We start from the raw sequence: 17,116 nt of genomic DNA on the forward strand, positions 1-17,116 counted from the left end.
CGGGCCATGACTACCGACGTTGCGCTCCGCGAGCTCCGGGAAGCCGAGCTGCTGCGGGCTCCCTGCCCCGGCTGCGGGGCCCAGCTCACGTTTCGGGCCGAAACCCAGGGCCTGGGCTGCACGCACTGCGCGGCCACCCAGGCCCTGGCCTTCAGCCGCGACAAGCTGCAGGAGAACTCCCTGGCCGGGCGGCACATCAACGGCGAGCTGAGCCCGGGCACGGTGGCCGAGCAGCAGCTGTTCTGCTGCGCCGGCTGCGGCGCCCGCACCCGCGTGAGCGCCGACCGGCCCACGCTGAGCTGCGGCTTCTGCGGCGGCCGGGTAATTAACCCCGAAGCCCAGCGCACCCGCCTGATTGAGCCCGCAGGCGTGCTGCCCTTTCAGCTCAGCCGCGAGCAGGCCACAACCCTTTTTCAGCGCTGGGTGGGCAGCAGCCTGCTGGCGCCGGGCGACCTGAAAAGCGGCGCCGTGCTCGACAACCTGCACGGCATCTACCTGCCCTTCTGGACCTTCGACGCCCAGGCCCACTCGGAGTGGTCGGGGGAGCGGGGCACCTACTACTACGTTACGGTGAGCGGCACCGACAGCCAGGGCCGGCGCGTGACGCAGCAGGAGCAGCGCACCCGCTGGAGCTTCCACCGCGGCAGCCACCAACAGTTTTACGACGACGTGCTGACGCTGGCCTCGCGCAGCCTGAGCAAGCAGCAGAAGCATGCCGATGCAGTGCTGCACTACGACCTGAAGGCGGTGGTCGACTACGACCCGCGCGTGCTGCTGGGCTGGGAAGCCGAAGTGTACGCCATCGACCTGGCCGAGGGCCTGGAGCGGGGCCGGGCCACCATCCGGCAGCGCGAAGAGGAGGCCTGCGCCCGCTTGCTCGGCGGCGACACCCAGCGCGACCTGCAGGTCGACACCACCCTGACGGCGGAGTCGTTTAAGCACCTGCTGCTGCCGCTGTGGCTGTGCGCCTACGTGTACCGCGGCAAGGTGTACCACTTCCTGGTGAACGGCCAGACCGGCCGGGTAAGTGGCTCGCAGCCCGTTTCGGTGTGGAAAGTGCTGCTGCTGGGGCTGCTGGTGTTTGTACTGGCTGGGCTACTCCTGTATTTTCAGGACCAGAAGCGGTGAGAGGTGGTGCCGGCTTCTTCTTGTTGAGTTAAATGCTAAAAGTGGAGAGTTAGAGCGGTTCCCAATTCCGTGAACATGGCTCCCGCTGTTCAACCCCACCCCCGGCCCCTCCCCGAAGGGGGAGGGGAGACAGGTGACACGTACAAGGACTTAGGAACCGCTCTAACTCTACTCTGGCAGGTTTAAGCAGTTAATAAAGGCCAAAGAAGAGGCTGCCCTGCCGGGCTATCGGGCCGGCGTTTGCCGCCGCTTCCACAGCGCCCCGTTTTTGGTCGTGCGCTTATCCAGGACACCATTGGCCACGAGTTGGTCCAGTACCTGCTCGCTGTCGGCGCGCGGGGTGCCGGATAGGTCGGAAAACTCCTTGGCAGTTAAGGAAGCATAGGTGGCGAACAGGGCTTCCCAGGTTTTGGCGTAGGCTCGTTTGGTGGCCAGCGGGTGGACTTTCATTACGGCGGCTTCCAGCGCGGCGTAGGGCTTGGAGCCGTACACCACTTCGCGCACCCCCGAGGCATCGACAAAATACAAGGTCGGAAAGCCGCGTACGCCCAGCTGCCGGCCCAGGGCCAGGTCTTGCTCAAACAGCATCTTGCCCTGGCCAGCCACATCCGATTGCAGCTGCGCTACGTCGAGCCCGGCCGTAGTGGCCGCCTTGGCAATTTGCTCCCACTTGGCAATGTTCTTCTTGTGCAAGAAGACTAGCTCCCGCAGCTCGCGTAGAAACAGGATGGCTTTGGTCCGGTCCTGCAGCTGGGCCGCCTTGAAGGCAATCGAGGGCGGGTACGACGAGGCCAGCGGGTCTTCCAGCCACACGTCCCCGTCAATAGGCATGTCGTAAAAGGCACTCACTTCGTCCCAGTGGTGGGCCACGTCCGACGGTTTGCTGATGCCGCCGCTGTTGTAGCTCCAGTCGGGCAACAAGCCCCCCATGCGGTAATCAAGGTCGATGGCGTGACCATATTCCAGCTTCAGCTTGCGCAGCTGCGGCTCGATACCCCAGCACGACGAGCAGATGGGGTCGGTGTAGTAGATGATTTTAATGTGCTGCGCGGCCGGCGCTGTAGCGGGTGCCGCGGCAGTAGCCCCCGGCATCTCGCACACGCCCGATTCGGGGTCGCAGAGCAGCGGATTTTGCGTGGTGGTTTCCATCTTTTTAGTGGAGTGCTGCCCCTGGCATGCACTGGCCGACCAGGTCAGCAATGGCAAGAGCAGCACTATTTTAACGAATAAGAGTTGGGTGAATGAACAATTCATGAGCTGGTGAAGTAAGGCGTCGTCACAGGTCCCGCGGCCCACCGTGTGCCGGGCAGCGTGGCTACGCCAGCAGCTGCAAGAGCTCTTGCAGTTGGTATCGGGCACTGCGGGTTTTGTCCCGGCCGTATCAGGTGTGGATGCGCTCGGCGTACTGCTCGTGGCTGGCCCCCTGGGCTTGCTGCTTCAGCACGTTGCCATTGGCCTTAACCTGCTGCTTCTCGCTACCCGGCACGACCATAGTAGTGTTGTTGGCGGCGAGGGTGGCTACTGGAAAATCCAGAATGTCTACGTGGCTGAAAGGGTGGCGACAATGCGCAGCGCACCTGCTTTTTCTTCATAGGTGCCCCTGTACGCAAAGCCTTCTACACCGTGGTAAAACCCACACGGTATAGCCGGGGACGGGCTGATGCAGGGCGTCCCTACCGCCTTTGCCAAATGCGGCCAGCATTTGCTGCACTACCTGGAGTGCTTGGTTGGTGTCGTGTGCCATAACTGAAACGGTTAATTTTGTTTCAAAGGTCCACGGCCCATGCACGCCTGTCAATTAGTCAGAATTTTATGACTATCAAAAAAATAGTAGAGGAGGTGGAAACCTGCCCGGCCCAGGGGCTGCTAAAGCTGCTGTCGGGCAAATGGAAGCCCGAAATCTTCCGCCTGGCCGTCGATGCCCCGCTGCGGTTTAACCACTTGTTGCGCCAGATTCCGGGCGCCAGCAAGCAGTCCTTGTCGGTGGCGCTGCGGGAACTGGAAGAGGTGGGACTGCTGGAAAAGGTAGTGGTGAAGCAGAAGCCTCTGCACATCGAACATTGCCTGACCGAGCGAGGGCAGTCGTTGATTCCCGTGTTTAAACAATTGGAAGGATTGGGATAGTGAGCGAAAACCGAGGGCACGGCTCGGCTTCGTTAGCAGAAACTTTGGTTTCTACTATATAGTATCGTCCCGTAGTAGGGCTTTCGTAACAAGTTGAGGTCTCTACTGCCAGCAGAGCGCTTTTGCAATGCACCCTGTGAGGAGTTTAGCTGACTTCGGAAAGGCCTACACGGCCCGGAAGGGGTGGCCGCCCCGGGCCAGGCGCTCCACCATCTGCACGGTGCGGCGGGCGCGGGTTTCGGCAGTTTTGGCTTCTTCCAGGTAGCGCACCATGGCCCGCTTGCCGGCATTGTTGATGCGCTGGAAGGCCGCTTCGGCTTCGGGCCAGGCGGTCAGGGCTTCCTGCAGCTCGGCAGGCAGGTCGATGTGGTCGGGGTTAGGGTCGGGGCTGAGCGTGATGCTGAGCTCCTGCCCGAAGGTGATGCCCAAGGCGCGGCACAGGTCTTTGCGCAGCATGAGGTAGCGTCCGCCGCCGTTAAGCGGCAGCAGGCCCAGCCGCTCGGGGTGGCCGTTGAGCCGGGCGATGACGCGCTTGGCCGCTTTGCCGCCCAGGCCTTCTACTACCTCCGGCGGCACTACAATTATTTGGGTGGGCATAAAGCTGGGGCCACCCGGCTCAAGGATAGCGCGGAACGAAAAAGAAGGTAGGGCTTGCATGAATGTAAAGGTGGGAAAGCCGCCCGAGAAGCTAGCTGAACACTAGAAACACCGGCAAAATGAGATGCGTAGGCAAGCGGTAAACCATCATTCCCTCAAACGCTTATCTTATGAACAAGCTGCAAACCATGAACGAGCTGCTCGCGCACGACATTCAGATGCTCTACAGCGCCGAGACCCTGGGTCTGGAAGCCCAAAAGCTGCTGGCCGAGAGTGCCACCGACTCCCACCTGAAGTCGCTGTTTACGCTGCATGAGCGCGAAAGCCAGAAGCAGGTGGCCCGCCTGGAGAAAATTATGGTCATGATGGACCTCAAGCCCAGCCGTGAGGTGTGCTCTGCCGTGAAAGGCCTGATGGCCGATACGGAAAAGCTGCTCAACAAAGAATCAGCCCCCGAAGTGCTGGACGCCATGCTCATCGGCGCGGCCCAGAAGATGGAGCACTACGAGATAGCCTGCTACGGCACCGCCGTGTGGATGACCGAAGACCTGGGCATGACCCAGGTGGCCGACCTGCTGCGCCAGACCCTGGCCGAAGAAAAGCAGGCCAATGAGCTGCTGAACGAAGTGGCCAAGCAGCGCGTGAACCCCAAAGCGGAGATGCAGGCGTAGGTTTTTTTAGTTGTCAGTTGTCAGTTGTTGGTTGTCAGTTATCAGGGTGTTCTGCCATCAGCTTTATCAGAACAGACTGACAACTGACAACCAACAACTGACAACTACCATCCGACAAATAACCCGGAGTAAACTTTTCGGGGGGTGTCGAATGTTGTACCTACATCAATTCACCTGAAGCATTCTATCATGAAAGTTGAAATCTGGTCCGACATCGTTTGTCCTTTCTGCTACATCGGCAAGCGCCACTTCGAGGCGGCCCTGGCTAAGTTTCCCCATGCCGACAGCGTGGAAGTGGTATGGCGCAGCTTCGAGCTAACGCCCGACTACCAGCCCATACCCGGCCGCAGCGTACACGAGTCGCTGGCCGAGAAAAAAGGCATCCCCGTGGCTCAGGCCAAGCAAATGGGCGACTACATGAGCAACATGGCCAAGGAGGCCGGCCTGCAGTACGACTTCGACCGGGCCGTGCCCACCAATACCTTCCTGGGCCATCAGCTGATTCACTTTGCCGCTAAGCAAGGCAAGCAGGACGCTGCCAAGGAGCGCCTTATGGCTGCTTACTACACCGAAGGCCAGAACCTGAACGAAATTGACACGCTGGTAGCCCTGGCGGCTGAGCTTGGCCTTGATGCCAGCGCAGCCCGGACCGCCCTGGAAAACGGCACCTACGCCAACGAGGTGCGCTACGACGAGTACCAGGCCCAGCAAATCAACGTGCGCGGTGTGCCTTTCTTCGTGTTCGAAGACAAGTACGCCGTATCCGGCGCCCAGCCTGCCGAGCTGTTTGTGGAAGTGCTGGAAAAAGTGTGGGACGAAACCAAGCCCCAGCCTACCATCATCGCCGGCGGCGAAGCCTGCGACGTGGACGGCAAGAATTGCTAAAGTCAGTTAAAAGCTAAAAGAGAAGAGGTAAAAGGCGGTCTGCTTTTTACCTCTTCTCTTTTAGCTTTTAACTAAATCAAGCCCGCAGCATGTAGATGTGGGGAATGCCGTCTTCCACGTACGGCTCGCCCACCTGCTGAAAGCCAAAGCTGCCGTAAAACGCTTCGAGGTAGCTTTGGGCGCCGATTTTGATGGGCTGCGGGCCAAACAGGTGGTCGACGTGGGCAATGGCCTGCTGCATCAGGGCGCGGCCCAGGCCGTACTTGCGGTACTGCTGGGCCACGATGACGCGGCCGATGCTGGCCTGCTCGTAATACTGCCCGGCCTTGAACAGGCGGGCGTAGGCCATAAGCTCGCCGGCTTCGTTGTGGGCCAGCAGGTGCAGGGCATCCACGTCGCGCCGGTCGATGTCCTGGTAGGGGCAGTTCTGCTCTACCACAAACACCTCCGAGCGCAGGCGCAGCACGTCGTACAGAATCAGGGGCGGAAAAGCTTCGAAGGGAATGCAGTGCCAGCGGATAGTCATGGGCTTATGAGTTGTCAGTTGTTGGTTGTCAGTTGTCAGGTCGTTCTAAAGTAAGCTTTGTCAGAACAGCCTGACAACTGACAACCAACAACTGACAACTGTTTATTTCGGCATTTTCGCTACTTCTTCCAGGGTTACCACGCGGTAGGGAATGCCCAGGCGGGTGGCGCTTTGCTCTACTGTGGTATCGAAGCCGGCCTTGCGGCGTCGCTCATTCACCTTTGCCGGGTCCTTAATAGGCCAGATGAAGGGCGGCTGGGCTTCACGCAGCCCGGTGCTGGGATTGACGGGGCTATAGCCAAAGCCCTGGGTTCCGTAAAGCTGCTCCTTGCCCTTGCGCATCAGCTGGCGGTCCAGCATCTGGGCGTAGAGGTAATAGGGCAGCTCGCCGCGCTCAGCGGCTTTCTTCACCAGCGGCAGGTAGGTATCAATTTCGTCGGAATGCTGAACCACCAGCCAGGCCGTTTCATTGGTGGGCGAGCCCACCAGGGACTTGCCTGGGTAGCCGTACTGCCGGATAATGGCCCGCACCCGCAGCAGGTTGCTGGAGTCGGTTTGCACCATGCGCCGGTATAGCTGGTCTTGCAGCGACTCCCGCGTGACGCCCAGCACCCGGGCCAGGGAGTCGGGCCGGCGGCGGTGGTGCGGGTCAAACAGCATAAGGCGGTAGCGCTGGTCAGTAGTGTAAATGCTGTCGAGCTCCCGCTTCAGGGCGGGCCGTAGCGGGCCCTGGGCCTGGCTGCTGAGAGCCGTAAGCAGTAATAAAACCAGACGCAGCGCTTTCATGCCGGCAAATAAATGGGAGCAGCCTAAAATAATCCGGCCCGGTGCGGAGGCGCCGGGCCGGGTACTAACTAAAAAGCGACTTATCTATTGCTGCCCTTTGCGCTTGCCGGGCGTCATTTTGCCGTTCTTGTTCATCGTTTCGGCATTGGTGGTGCCCGTGCCGCGGGCCTGCTTGCTCTGGCGCACCGACTTCACGGTGGAGCTGGAGCGGGAGGCACGGGTGGGGCCGGTGGCCGGGTGGGTGTCGTAAGCCCCGTTGGCCTGCCGCTTCACCTTGGGCGGCGTCTGGTAGTTGGGCGTGGTGGTTATCGGGCTGTTGGCCGTGCTGGGCTTTTGCGACTGAGCGTTGGACGTGGGCGACTGCGCGGCGGCGGTGCCCAGGCTGGCGGCCGTGAGGGCAGCCAGCAGGAGGAAGGTTTTCATAATGGAAAGGCTAAGTGGAAACTGCCTGCGCTTACGGTATTCCCGGCTTGTCTGTTCGCTCAAATACCGGACTGTCGGGCTTAAACAACCACGGTTCCAGCGTTGGGCTGCTTATTCGGCGCCTGCTGCTTTTGCTCAATTTGGGCCTGCAGGTTGTTCACGCATTCAGCTGCGGCCTTGCTACAATAGCAGGTTACAGCAAGCCGACACCCAGCTACTCCTTCTGCATCCTGGCCACTTCTTCCAGCGTCACTACCCGGTAAGAAATACCCATTTCTTTGGCGTTTTCCTCCACTGTAGTGCGGAAGCCGGCCTTTTTTCGGCGCTTGTTTATATTGCTGGCATCCTTGATGGGCCAGATAAAGGCCGGCTGGGGCTCGCGCTTGCCGGTGGCGCGGTTGAGTGGGCTGTAAGATTGGGCCTGGCTGCCGTAGAGCTGTTCCAGGCCCTGGCTCAGCAGCTGGCGGTCCAGCATCTCAGCGTAGCGAAAGAAAGGCAGCTCGCCCTGCTCGGCTGCGGTTTTTATGAGTGACAGGTAGCGGTTGATGTGCGCTGACTGCTGGATGACATACCAGGCAACCTCGTTGGTGGAAGCACCTACCAGCGACGTGCCAGGGTAGCCATATTGCTTGATTATGGCCTGCACCCGCACCAGGTTGCTGGAGTCTGTTTGCTGGAGGCGGTGGTAAAACTCCCTCTCGCTTACGCCACCCGCGGTAATATTCCTGCGAGAGTAGTTGAAAACATTCATGATACTGTCGAGCTCCTGCTGCAGCCGCAGGTTGAAGGTAGCCTGGGCCCGAACAGGCGAAGCCAGTAAGCTGGTCAGTAAGGCTATAAGCAAGAATTTCATGCCGGCAAGTTAGGCTTCCCTGGCTTCCTCGCTGCCCAGCTCGCTCATCACGCGCTTGGCCTGCTGCAGGGAGCGCACTTCCTCAAACGTGACGATGAGCTGCTCCTTGCGCTCCTTCAGGCTGGCCGTGCGCGGGTGGGTCTGCACGTAGTTGAGGATGGTGTCGAACTCCTCGCCCTGGAAGTAGGGCTTGTGCTCTTCGCTGGCGGGCAAAAAGCCTTTCAGCGTGTCGCGCTTGAGGGTGATTTTCTCGAATCCCAGCTTGCAGGCCTGCCAGCGCAGGCGCACGATGTCGGCCAGCTGCTCTACCTCGGGCGGCAGGGGGCCGAAGCGGTCCACCATGCCGGCCAGCAGCTTGCGCAGCTCCTCAGGCTTCTGGGCGCGGTCGAGCTTGGCGTAGAGCTGCAGGCGCTCCGACACGTTGGCCACGTAGCGGTCGGGAATCAGGATTTGCAGGTCGGTTTCGATGTTGCACTCCTTCACGCGGCCCACGCCGGCGGCCTGCTGCAGGCGCTGGCTGGAGTCGCCCATGAACAAGTCGCGGAACTCGGTTTCCTTGAGCTCCTGCACGGCCTCGTCCAGAATCTGGTGGTAGGTTTCGTAGCCCAGCTCGTTGATGAAGCCGCTTTGCTCGCCGCCCAGCAGGTTGCCGGCCCCGCGGATGTCGAGGTCGCGCATGGCCACGTTGAAGCCCGCGCCCAGGTCCGAAAACTCCTCCAGGGTGCTCAGGCGCTTGCGGGCGTCGGCGGGCAGGCCGGCCACCGGCGGCGTGAGCAGGTAGCAATACGCTTTGCGGTTGGAGCGGCCCACGCGGCCCCGCATCTGGTGCAGGTCGGAGAGGCCGTGCAGGTGGGCGCGGTTGATGATGATGGTGTTGGCGTTGGGAATGTCCAGGCCGCTTTCGATGAGGTTGGTGCTCACCAGCACGTCGTACTCGCCCTCCACGAACTTCATCATGCGCTTTTCGAGCTGGTCGCCCTCCATCTGCCCGTGGATGTAGGTGATGCGGGCGTCGGGCACCAGGCGCAGAATCATGGCGGCCTGCTCCTCAATGTCTTTCACGCGGTTGTGCACGTAGAACACCTGCCCGCCGCGCTTCAGCTCCCGGGCAATGGCGTCGCGAATCAGCAGCTCGTCGAACACGTGCAATTCCGTCTGCACCGGCTGCCGGTTGGGCGGCGGCGTGGCAATCACGCTCAGGTCGCGGGCGCCCATCAGCGAGAAGTGCAGGGTGCGCGGAATGGGCGTGGCCGACAGCGTCAGCGTGTCCACGTTCACCTTCAGCTCCTTGAGCTTGTCCTTGGTTTTCACCCCGAACTTCTGCTCCTCATCGATAACAAGCAGGCCCAGGTCTTTAAACTTCACTTCCTTGTTGGTAAGTCGGTGGGTGCCGATGAGGATGTCGGTCTTGCCCTCGGCCACGCGCTGCAGCGTCTCCTTTACCTGCTTGGTCGATTTAAAGCGGTTGATGTACTCCACCGTCACGGGCAGCGTGGCCAGCCGGTCGCGGAAGGTTTTGTAGTGCTGCATGGCCAGGATGGTGGTGGGCACCAGCACGGCGGCCTGCTTGCCATCCACCACGGCCTTGAAGGCGGCCCGGATGGCCACCTCGGTTTTGCCGAAGCCCACGTCGCCGCACACCAGGCGGTCCATGGGGTGGGGCTGCTGCATGTCGTTTTTCACGTCCTCGGTGGCCTTGGCCTGGTCGGGCGTGTCCTCGTAGATAAAGCTCGACTCCAGCTCGGCCTGCAAAAATCCGTCAGGTGAGAAGGCGAAGCCCGGGGCCGTCTTGCGCTTGGCGTAGAGGCGAATCAGGTCGGCGGCAATGTCCTTGACCTTTTTCTTTACCGACTTCTTCTTGTTTTCCCACTCCGGCGAGCCCAGCTTGCTCATGGTGGGTGGGCGGCCCTCGGCCCCGCTGTACTTGGCAATCTTGTGCAGGGCGTGAATGCTGACGGTCAGCACGTCGTCGTCGCGGTACACCAGCCGGATGGCCTCCTGCACCTGCCCGTTGATTTCCACCTGCGTCAGGCCCGCGAAGCGGGCAATGCCGTAGTCCTGGTGGGTCACGAAGTCGCCGGGCTGCAGGGTTTTCAGCTCGCGCAAGGTCAGCGCCTTTTTCTTGGAGAACTTCCGGGTTTCCTGGGCCCGGTAGTAGCGCTCAAACAGCTGGTGGTCGGTGTACACGGCCAGCTGCAGCTGCTCGTCCACGTAGCCCTCGCGCAAAGCCAGCAGCAGGTGCTGAAACTGCACGTTGTGGTCCAGCTCGTCGAAGATGGTGCGCAGGCGGTCGGCCTGCCGCACGGTGTCGGCCGTGATGATGGTGGTGAGGCTGCGCTGCTGGTTTTCCTGCAGGTTTTTCACCATGCGGTTGAAGTCCTTGTTGAAGCTGGGCTGGGGCTTGGCGCTGAACTGAAACTCGTCGGCCTGCTTGTAGTGAAAGCGCTTGCCGAACTCTACCACGCCGAACTCGTCGAGCAGCTTTTTCAAGTGCTTGCCCGACTCAAACAAGTCGGCCGGCTTGCTCACAATCTGCATGCCCGCTGCCTCCTCCAGCAGGCGCTGAAAGTTGCTTTCGGCCTTGTCGAACAGGTCGCCCACTACGTCCAGGGTCTGGCGCAGGTCCTTGGCCCAGATGCAGGCCGTGCGGGGCAGAAAGTCCAGAAACGACTCCCGGGTTTCCTGCAGCAGCTTGGTTTGCACGTTGGGGATAATGCTGATTTGCGGCCGCGGCTCCACCGACAGCTGGGTTTCGGGGTTGAAAGTGCGGATGCTCTCAATCTCGTCGCCAAACAGCTCGATGCGGAAGGGCAGCTCGTTGGCGTAGCTGAATACGTCCACGATGCCGCCGCGCACGGCGTACTGCCCGGCCTCGTACACGAAGTCGGTCTTCTCGAAGTCGTACTCCGCTAGCAGCTCGCCCAGGAAGTTCACGTCCAGCTTGTCGCCCACCTTAGCATTGAAGGTGTTTTTCACCAGGCTCTGCCGGTTAATCACCTTCTCCGATAAGGCCTCCGGATACGTCACGATAAACACGCTCTGCGCACCGACGGCCCGGCTGCTATTGAGCCGGTTCAGGGCCTCGGCCCGCATCAGCACGTTGGCGTTCTCGGTCTCATCAAACTGGTAGGGCCGCTTATAGGAGCTGGGAAACAGCAGCACTTCGGGCCCTTCCGGCAGCAGGTGCTGCAGGTCGGAGAGGAAGTAGGCTGCCTCCTCCTTGTCGTGCAGGATGAAGAGGTGCGGGTGCTGGGCATGGGCCGCGGCGGCCACCACCACGGCATCCTGGCTGCCTACCAGGCCGCGCAGGTGCAGGCGCAGGGTGCCGGGCTCGGCTTTGGCTACGCCGCGCAGGCGGGCGGCCAGGGTTTGCAGCTCGGGAGAAAGACGGTAAAGGCGAAGAAAATCGGCGACTTGCACGCGGGAAAGGCTAGGGGAGGGGGAAATAAGCTAGCCCGGCCGGAGGGGTTTTCCGGTCGGGCAGCGGGGAAAGATACAACGCGGGGGCGGGGAAGGTTTCCGTACCATAAAGGTCAAAAGGTAAGAAAGCCGCCAAAAGCGCGTAGAAGCCCGGCGCTAGCTGCTGTCATCTGCACTAGCTTCGTAGCCTCAATTCCGATTCTGATGCGCGGCTCCTCTCACTTGGCCATTGGCCTCATCACCGGCGTGGCCATTGCGGGCCTGGTGCCGGGCATTCCCTTCTCCCCGGCCGGCATTGCCCTGGCCGGCTTCTCCTCCCTGGCGCCCGACCTCGACCACCCCGAAAGCCGGCTCAGCAAGCGGCTGGGGTTTACGCAGCAGTACGTGCGCTGGGCGTTTGTGGCGGGCGCGTTGGCCATTGCCGCCTACACCTACCTGCAGCTGGCGCCGGGCCGGGAGCAGCGCCTGTTCTACACCGTAGCCCTGGCTTTCGGGCTCATTGGCGTGGGCCTGCAGGGCGGCTCCACCCGCAAGCTGGCCCTGCTCTTCACGGGCATGGCCACCGTGGTGGCCGGCCTCTACACCGAGCAGCTCTGGCTCAGCCTGCTGGGCACGTTTGTGGCGCTGGCGCCCTTCACCACGCACCGGTCCTGGACGCACACCATCTGGGCCACGGCGCTGTGGGCCTACATCGGCCACCTGGCCAACCGCAGCCTGGGCTGGCAGGGCATCGAGCTGTATGCCGGGGCTGGCTACGCCTCCCACCTCGTGGCCGATACCCTCACCAAAGCCGGCGTGCGCTGGTTTCTGCCGATTTCGCCCTATTCCTTTAAAATCCCGCTTATCAGCACAGGCTCGGCATCGGGCAATATGATGGAGGTTGCCATCTGCGCAGGATATGGATTATTAGTGCTAGGCTTGGTGGTGGGACGTATCAACTTCTGATGCGCTCCTCTTAATTGAAAGGGCACAGTTCTGCTTGGTCAGCACTGCAAACGTTCCCGGGAATGCAGAGCTATGTTATCTGATTTTTACTATTTGACCTGGTATTCGTCTTGCATAATTCAAAACAGTGCCTTAGATTCGCATCGGATAAGCTACTGAATTAGGCAGGTGAAGGTATTGATTCGTGTTATTGATTTACGTTTTTGCCCCGCCCGGCTATTTGGCAGCAACTAATAATTAACCGCTCCGACGAGCACCAAGGGCCAGTACCGGCCTTGCTTTAAAATAACTTGTTCAAGGCCACCAGTCGACTTATCGACGGATGCATCCGTGTGCATTCGGCGCATGGCCTGCTCATTTCCCTTACTTAACACCGAAGCAACCTTTTAAATCTTTACCTAACTCAATTTATGATGAACCAGATGAACAGCCCCCTGATTCGGATTGGTGTCTTTTATGACGGCAACTATTTTCTGAAAATCAGTGACTATTATTATTTTCAGCACGAGCGTAAGGCTCGTATCAGCCTGGAAGGATTACATGAGTTTATCCGCCATCAGGTAGCCGAGGAAGAGGATGTTGATGTTCGTCTGTCGCAAATCACCGATGCCCACTTTTTCCGGGGCCGCCTTTCCGCTACCGAAGCCCGCGACAAAGACCGGCTGTTTCATGACCGCCTGCTCGACGACATTCTGATGAACCTGGGCGTGCAGACCCACTACATGCCCCTGAAAACCCGCGATGGCCGCCTGCAGGAAAAAGGCATCGACGTGTGGCTGAGCCTGGAGGCCCTGGAGCTGGCCCTGCACAAAACCCTCGACGTGGTAGTGCTCATCGCCGGCGACTCCGACTACGTGCCCCTTATCCGCAAGCTCAACACCGTGGGCACCCGCGTAATGCTGCTGAACTGGGACTTCAAGTACGAAGACTTCAAAGGCGAAACCCGCGTAACGCGCGCTTCGCAGCAGCTGCTGGAGCAGGTAACCTACCCCGTGGCCATGCACGACGTAATCGACCGCGGCCTGCAGCAGCAGGACGAAGTAGTGGAGGCCATGTTTGTATCGCAGAGCGAGCCGGCCGCCTTCGCACCCAGCACCGTTCCGGCCCCCGCCAAAGTAGCCCGCCCCAGCGGCCCCACCGCCGCCGGCCCGGTAGGTACCGTGGGCATGAGCACCATCAAAAACCTGAAAAACGGCTTTGGCTTCGTGGTAATGCCCCCAAACAACCTGTTCTTCAGCTACGCCGACCTCACCGAGGGCGACTTCAACGACCTGCGCGAAGGCGACTGGGTGGAATTCACCGTCGGCCGCAACCACCGCGACGAAGACTGCGCCCGCAACGTGCGTAAGGTGCAGCCCCCGCAGCTGAGCGACGACGACGAGTACGAGACGGTAGGCGCGCACGCCGTAGCCGCCGAGCTGTAGAGTCAATTAGCAATGAACAGTTAGCAGTGAGCGGTTAGCAAAGGATACGTGTCATTGCGAGCGCAGCGAAGCAATCCGTCCTGTTCTCAGCGCCCAGCTTGCTAATGTGAAAAGCCCCACCGCCAGCACAGGCAGTGGGGCTTTTTTATGTCTGGGCTTATCTGGTTTCTGAGTGCTAGAGGACGGATTGCTTCGCTTCGCTCGCAATGACTCACTCTCTTAGCGCACTGCTCACTGTTCATTGCTCACTGCTCATCACCAGCTGGGCAAACTCGCGCTTGGTGGCCGGGTAGCGGTTGAAAGTGCCCAGGCCGCGGGCTACGGCTACTTCTTCCTGTCCCTCGGCCACCCGGTACACCACGCAGCTGCTCACGATGAGCTTGTTGCCCACATGGTCGACGCGCCCGCGAGCCACTAGCGTATCGTGCAGGTGTACGGCGTGCAGAAAGTTCATCTTGAACTCAACCGTCGACACAAACTCCTGGGTGGTAAACGCCAGGGTGAGAGCCGCGGCGCCCAGTGCCGAGTCCATGAGGCCGGCCAGCACGCCGCCGTGACAGGTGTTGGGCGACGACAGGTGCGCTTCGCGCACCACCATGCGGTAGTCGGCCTCGCCGGGGTGAGGCACGGTCAGCACCATGCCGTTGAGGCGGCCGTAGTGGTTTATCTGGTTGTACACGGCCACCATGCTTTCAATATTGGGCAGGCCGGCAGATGAGCTCGAAGATGAAGAAGACACGGAAGCTGGGAAGTAGGGGTTTGCGACGGCAAGTTTGGTGAAAAATCCGTTTGATACGCTTTAGGTACTGGGGCAGGCTACGGGCCGCGGCCACTTTCCTTGCTAACTTCCCTCCTATGTCTGCTCAGCCCCTCACTTTTGCCGAGTTTTACCCCCGCTACCTGCGCGAGCACAGCCGGCGCGGTACCCGCGTGCTGCACTTTGTAGGTACTACGCTGTTTTTACTCAGCATGGTACTCCTGTTTCTTACCGGCAGCTGGCAGTGGCTGCCCCTGGGCATTGTAGCAGCTTATGGCTTTGCCTGGGTCGGCCATTTCTTCGTCGAGAAAAACCGCCCGGCTACTTTTCAGCACCCCTGGTATTCCCTGCTCGGCGACTTTCGCCTGTACGCCGACCTGTGGCGGGGCCGGGAGAAGTTTTAGACGGAAGGCAGCTGCTTGCGCATCAGATAGTGTTGAATCTGGACGAAAAGCAGGTGAGAAGGGGCTATCATCTCGTAGCCGTGTTGCTGGTAGAAGGGCACCGCCGCCTCCCGGGCGTGCAGGCTGATGCTTCCCAGGCCCAGCTCCCGGGCCCTGCCTTCCAGGTAGCTCAGAACCTGGCCGCCCAGGCCCTGCCCCTGGCTTTCGGCCGCAACGGCCATGTAGCGGACCTGCCCTTCACTGGCACTGCTGGGGTGAAGACGGCCCACGGCCACAGCCCGGCCGTCGGGGCCCAGCGCCAGGGCATGCACGGTCTGGGGCGCAGCATCGTCGTCAGACCGCTCACTGCCGCGGGGCTGCTGCCAGGGCTGGCGTAGCACCCGGTAGCGCAAGTCGTAATACGCGGCCCACTCGGCCGGTGAAGTCGGGGATTTAATCAGCATACCACAAAGATGCGCCAGCACATGGGCCGGCCGGCTACCTTTGCGGCCCGTATACAGCCCAGCCAAAGCCAAAACGGCCGGGATTTGTACACGTTCAGGCTTCTATCTCTTTAAACACCAACACCTGTTTCCATGGCTTCTTTCGACATTGTAAGCAAAGTAGACCCGCAAACCCTCGAAAATGCGGTGAATACGGCCAAGAAAGAACTGCAGACCCGCTACGACCTGCGCGACACCAAAGGCGGCATTGAGCTTAATAAGAAGGAAAATACCATCCTGCTTTCCTCCGAAAACTCCATGCGCGTTAAGGCCCTGGAAGATATTCTGCTGGCCCGCGTGGTAAAGCAGGGAATCGATGGCACCAGCCTCGACTTCACGGCCGAGGAGCAGCCCAGCGGCAACCTGGTGAAGAAGACCATCAAGGTGCGCGCCGGCGTCGACAAAGAGTATGGCCGCAAAATTATCAAAGCCATTAAGGACGCCAAGCTGAAGGTAGAGGCCCAGATGCAGGACGACCAGGTGCGGGTGTCGGCCAAGAAAATCGACGACCTGCAAGCCGCCATCGCCCTGCTGCGCCGCGCCGAAATAGGCCTGCCCCTGCAGTTCGTTAATATGAAAAGTTAATGTGCTGATTAATTGATTTGCTAATATGCTGGCTTTTAGCCACACGTTTAGCCTGTCAATTTTCAAATTACTACATCAGCACATCAACCCATCAGCACATCACCAGATGTACGACTTTTCCGCCCTTGCCCACGGCGCTACCTGGATTAGCCTGCTCACCCTCACGTTCATGGAAATCGTGCTGGGTATCGACAATATTATCTTCATTTCCATTGTGGTGAACCGGCTGCCGGAAGAGCAGCAGGCCCGGGGCCGCACCATTGGCCTGATGCTGGCGCTGCTGTTTCGCATCGGCCTGCTGCTAAGCATCTCCTGGATTGTGAGCCTGCGCGCCCCTCTCTTTTCACTGCCATTGCCCTGGCTGGACGAACCCTTCGGCGTAAGTGGCCGCGACCTGATTCTGCTGGGCGGGGGCTTGTTCCTGATGTACAAGAGCACCACCGAAATCCACACCAAGCTGCAGGGAGAAGAGGAAGACGAACACGGCAGCGCCCCGGTGCGCGCCACCATGGGCAGCATCATCCTGCAAATCATCATCATCGACATTGTCTTCAGCTTCGACTCTATTCTCACCGCCGTGGGCCTGGTCGACAACGTGCTGGTAATGATTCTGGCCGTTATCCTGGCCATGGGCGTGATGCTGGTATTCAGCGGCACGGTAGCCGGCTTCGTCAACCGCAACCCAACCATCAAGATGCTGGCCCTGTCTTTCCTCATCATGATTGGCTTCATGCTGGTGATGGAAGCCGCCCACAAGGAGATTGAGAAAGGCTACCTCTACTTCGCCATGGCCTTCTCGCTGGCCGTGGAGCTGATAAACATGCGCGTGCGCAAGCAAACCACGCCGGTAAAGCTGCGCGACTCGAAGTACGACTAGGCAGGCCGCTGTATTAAGGGAGCAGCTGCAGGAAGGTGAGTATCAGGCACACGATGGCTGCCACACCTGCTATGAGCCGGAGTTTGCTATTAAAGCCAGGGATTAGAGCAAAAGTCGAGGTAAGCAGCAGGCACCACCAGAACAGGTAGCTAACCTAAGTTGCGGGGTATAGATGAGGCAGAAAAAAAGTCTGTTCGGCGTGAACAGGCTAGGTTTGAAGTATTCGACC

At 60.1% G+C, this 17,116-nt stretch carries 18 protein-coding genes; 9 read left to right on the forward strand and 9 right to left on the reverse strand.

What is annotated here, in order from left to right:
* The first annotated feature begins 6 nt into the window (after window positions 1–6).
* On the forward strand, window positions 7–1,128 hold the full coding sequence (locus tag ABD919_RS19895) for a TFIIB-type zinc ribbon-containing protein (protein ID WP_345237819.1): 1,122 nt from the start codon (window positions 7–9) through the stop codon (window positions 1,126–1,128).
* A 225-nt stretch (window positions 1,129–1,353) separates the two neighbouring features.
* On the opposite strand, the gene ABD919_RS19900 is transcribed toward ABD919_RS19895, so the two are convergent.
* A complete protein-coding gene (locus tag ABD919_RS19900) occupies window positions 1,354–2,382 on the reverse strand; it encodes a DsbA family protein (protein ID WP_345237820.1) in 1,029 nt (342 codons plus the stop codon).
* 558 nt (window positions 2,383–2,940) lie between these two features.
* On the opposite strand from ABD919_RS19900, the gene ABD919_RS19905 reads away from it, so the two are divergent.
* Window positions 2,941–3,252: a winged helix-turn-helix transcriptional regulator gene (locus tag ABD919_RS19905; protein ID WP_345237821.1), complete on the forward strand. Its 312-nt coding sequence runs from the start codon at window positions 2,941–2,943 to the stop codon at window positions 3,250–3,252.
* A 165-nt stretch (window positions 3,253–3,417) separates the two neighbouring features.
* Here ABD919_RS19905 and ABD919_RS19910 read toward each other — a convergent pair whose 3' ends face one another.
* Window positions 3,418–3,909 carry a YdeI/OmpD-associated family protein gene (locus tag ABD919_RS19910; RefSeq protein ID WP_345237823.1) on the reverse strand — a complete coding sequence of 164 codons (492 nt, stop codon included), beginning with the start codon at window positions 3,907–3,909 and terminating at the stop codon, window positions 3,418–3,420.
* Window positions 3,910–4,019: 110 nt separating this feature from the next.
* Between ABD919_RS19910 and ABD919_RS19915 the strand changes: the two genes are divergently transcribed.
* Both ABD919_RS19915 and ABD919_RS19920 read left to right on the forward strand, forming a co-directional pair.
* Window positions 4,020–4,520, forward strand: a complete 501-nt coding sequence (locus tag ABD919_RS19915; protein WP_345237824.1) for a YciE/YciF ferroxidase family protein — start codon at window positions 4,020–4,022, stop codon at window positions 4,518–4,520.
* Window positions 4,521–4,709: 189 nt separating this feature from the next.
* Window positions 4,710–5,405, forward strand: coding sequence for a DsbA family oxidoreductase (locus tag ABD919_RS19920; RefSeq protein ID WP_345237825.1), 696 nt, complete (start codon window positions 4,710–4,712; stop codon window positions 5,403–5,405).
* Between the two features lie 76 nt (window positions 5,406–5,481).
* On the opposite strand, the gene ABD919_RS19925 is transcribed toward ABD919_RS19920, so the two are convergent.
* The 5 genes from ABD919_RS19925 to mfd all read right to left on the reverse strand — a co-directional run bounded on the left by ABD919_RS19925 (window position 5,482) and on the right by mfd (window position 11,413).
* Window positions 5,482–5,931, reverse strand: a complete 450-nt coding sequence (locus ABD919_RS19925) for a GNAT family N-acetyltransferase (RefSeq protein ID WP_345237826.1) — start codon at window positions 5,929–5,931, stop codon at window positions 5,482–5,484.
* A 102-nt stretch (window positions 5,932–6,033) separates the two neighbouring features.
* On the reverse strand, window positions 6,034–6,717 hold the full coding sequence (locus ABD919_RS19930) for a DUF6624 domain-containing protein (protein ID WP_345237827.1): 684 nt from the start codon (window positions 6,715–6,717) through the stop codon (window positions 6,034–6,036).
* An 84-nt stretch (window positions 6,718–6,801) separates the two neighbouring features.
* Entirely contained in the window at window positions 6,802–7,140 is a 339-nt protein-coding gene (locus ABD919_RS19935) for a hypothetical protein (protein ID WP_345237828.1), read from the reverse strand.
* A gap of 214 nt (window positions 7,141–7,354) precedes the next feature.
* The gene (locus tag ABD919_RS19940; RefSeq protein WP_345237829.1) at window positions 7,355–7,993 is read right to left on the reverse strand and encodes a DUF6624 domain-containing protein; all 639 of its coding nucleotides are present in this window, start codon (window positions 7,991–7,993) and stop codon (window positions 7,355–7,357) included.
* A 9-nt stretch (window positions 7,994–8,002) separates the two neighbouring features.
* Window positions 8,003–11,413, reverse strand: a complete 3,411-nt coding sequence (gene mfd / locus ABD919_RS19945) for a transcription-repair coupling factor (protein WP_345237830.1) — start codon at window positions 11,411–11,413, stop codon at window positions 8,003–8,005.
* A 204-nt stretch (window positions 11,414–11,617) separates the two neighbouring features.
* On the opposite strand from mfd, the gene ABD919_RS19950 reads away from it, so the two are divergent.
* Together ABD919_RS19950 and ABD919_RS19955 are read left to right on the forward strand one after the other, a co-directional pair.
* Window positions 11,618–12,358, forward strand: a complete 741-nt coding sequence (locus ABD919_RS19950; protein WP_345237831.1) for a metal-dependent hydrolase — start codon at window positions 11,618–11,620, stop codon at window positions 12,356–12,358.
* A gap of 410 nt (window positions 12,359–12,768) precedes the next feature.
* A complete protein-coding gene (locus ABD919_RS19955; protein WP_345237832.1) occupies window positions 12,769–13,782 on the forward strand; it encodes an NYN domain-containing protein in 1,014 nt (337 codons plus the stop codon).
* Between the two features lie 238 nt (window positions 13,783–14,020).
* On the opposite strand, the gene ABD919_RS19960 is transcribed toward ABD919_RS19955, so the two are convergent.
* Window positions 14,021–14,521, reverse strand: a complete 501-nt coding sequence (locus ABD919_RS19960; RefSeq protein ID WP_345237833.1) for a PaaI family thioesterase — start codon at window positions 14,519–14,521, stop codon at window positions 14,021–14,023.
* A gap of 116 nt (window positions 14,522–14,637) precedes the next feature.
* On the opposite strand from ABD919_RS19960, the gene ABD919_RS19965 reads away from it, so the two are divergent.
* The gene (locus ABD919_RS19965; protein ID WP_345237834.1) at window positions 14,638–14,943 is read left to right on the forward strand and encodes an Mpo1-like protein; all 306 of its coding nucleotides are present in this window, start codon (window positions 14,638–14,640) and stop codon (window positions 14,941–14,943) included.
* Here ABD919_RS19965 and ABD919_RS19970 read toward each other — a convergent pair.
* Complete coding sequence (locus ABD919_RS19970; RefSeq protein ID WP_345237835.1) at window positions 14,940–15,386, reverse strand: GNAT family N-acetyltransferase; 447 nt, start codon at window positions 15,384–15,386, stop codon at window positions 14,940–14,942. The genes ABD919_RS19965 and ABD919_RS19970 overlap by 4 nt on opposite strands.
* 132 nt (window positions 15,387–15,518) lie before the next feature.
* On the opposite strand from ABD919_RS19970, the gene ABD919_RS19975 reads away from it, so the two are divergent.
* Together ABD919_RS19975 and ABD919_RS19980 are read left to right on the forward strand one after the other, a co-directional pair.
* Entirely contained in the window at window positions 15,519–16,010 is a 492-nt protein-coding gene (locus tag ABD919_RS19975) for a YajQ family cyclic di-GMP-binding protein (RefSeq protein WP_345237836.1), read from the forward strand.
* 106 nt (window positions 16,011–16,116) lie between these two features.
* Window positions 16,117–16,887, forward strand: coding sequence for a TerC family protein (locus ABD919_RS19980; RefSeq protein WP_345237837.1), 771 nt, complete (start codon window positions 16,117–16,119; stop codon window positions 16,885–16,887).
* Window positions 16,888–17,116 lie beyond the last annotated feature (229 nt).

This window comes from Hymenobacter saemangeumensis (assembly GCF_039541835.1).
In the GTDB taxonomy this organism is placed as follows: Bacteria; Bacteroidota; Bacteroidia; order Cytophagales; family Hymenobacteraceae; genus Hymenobacter; species Hymenobacter saemangeumensis.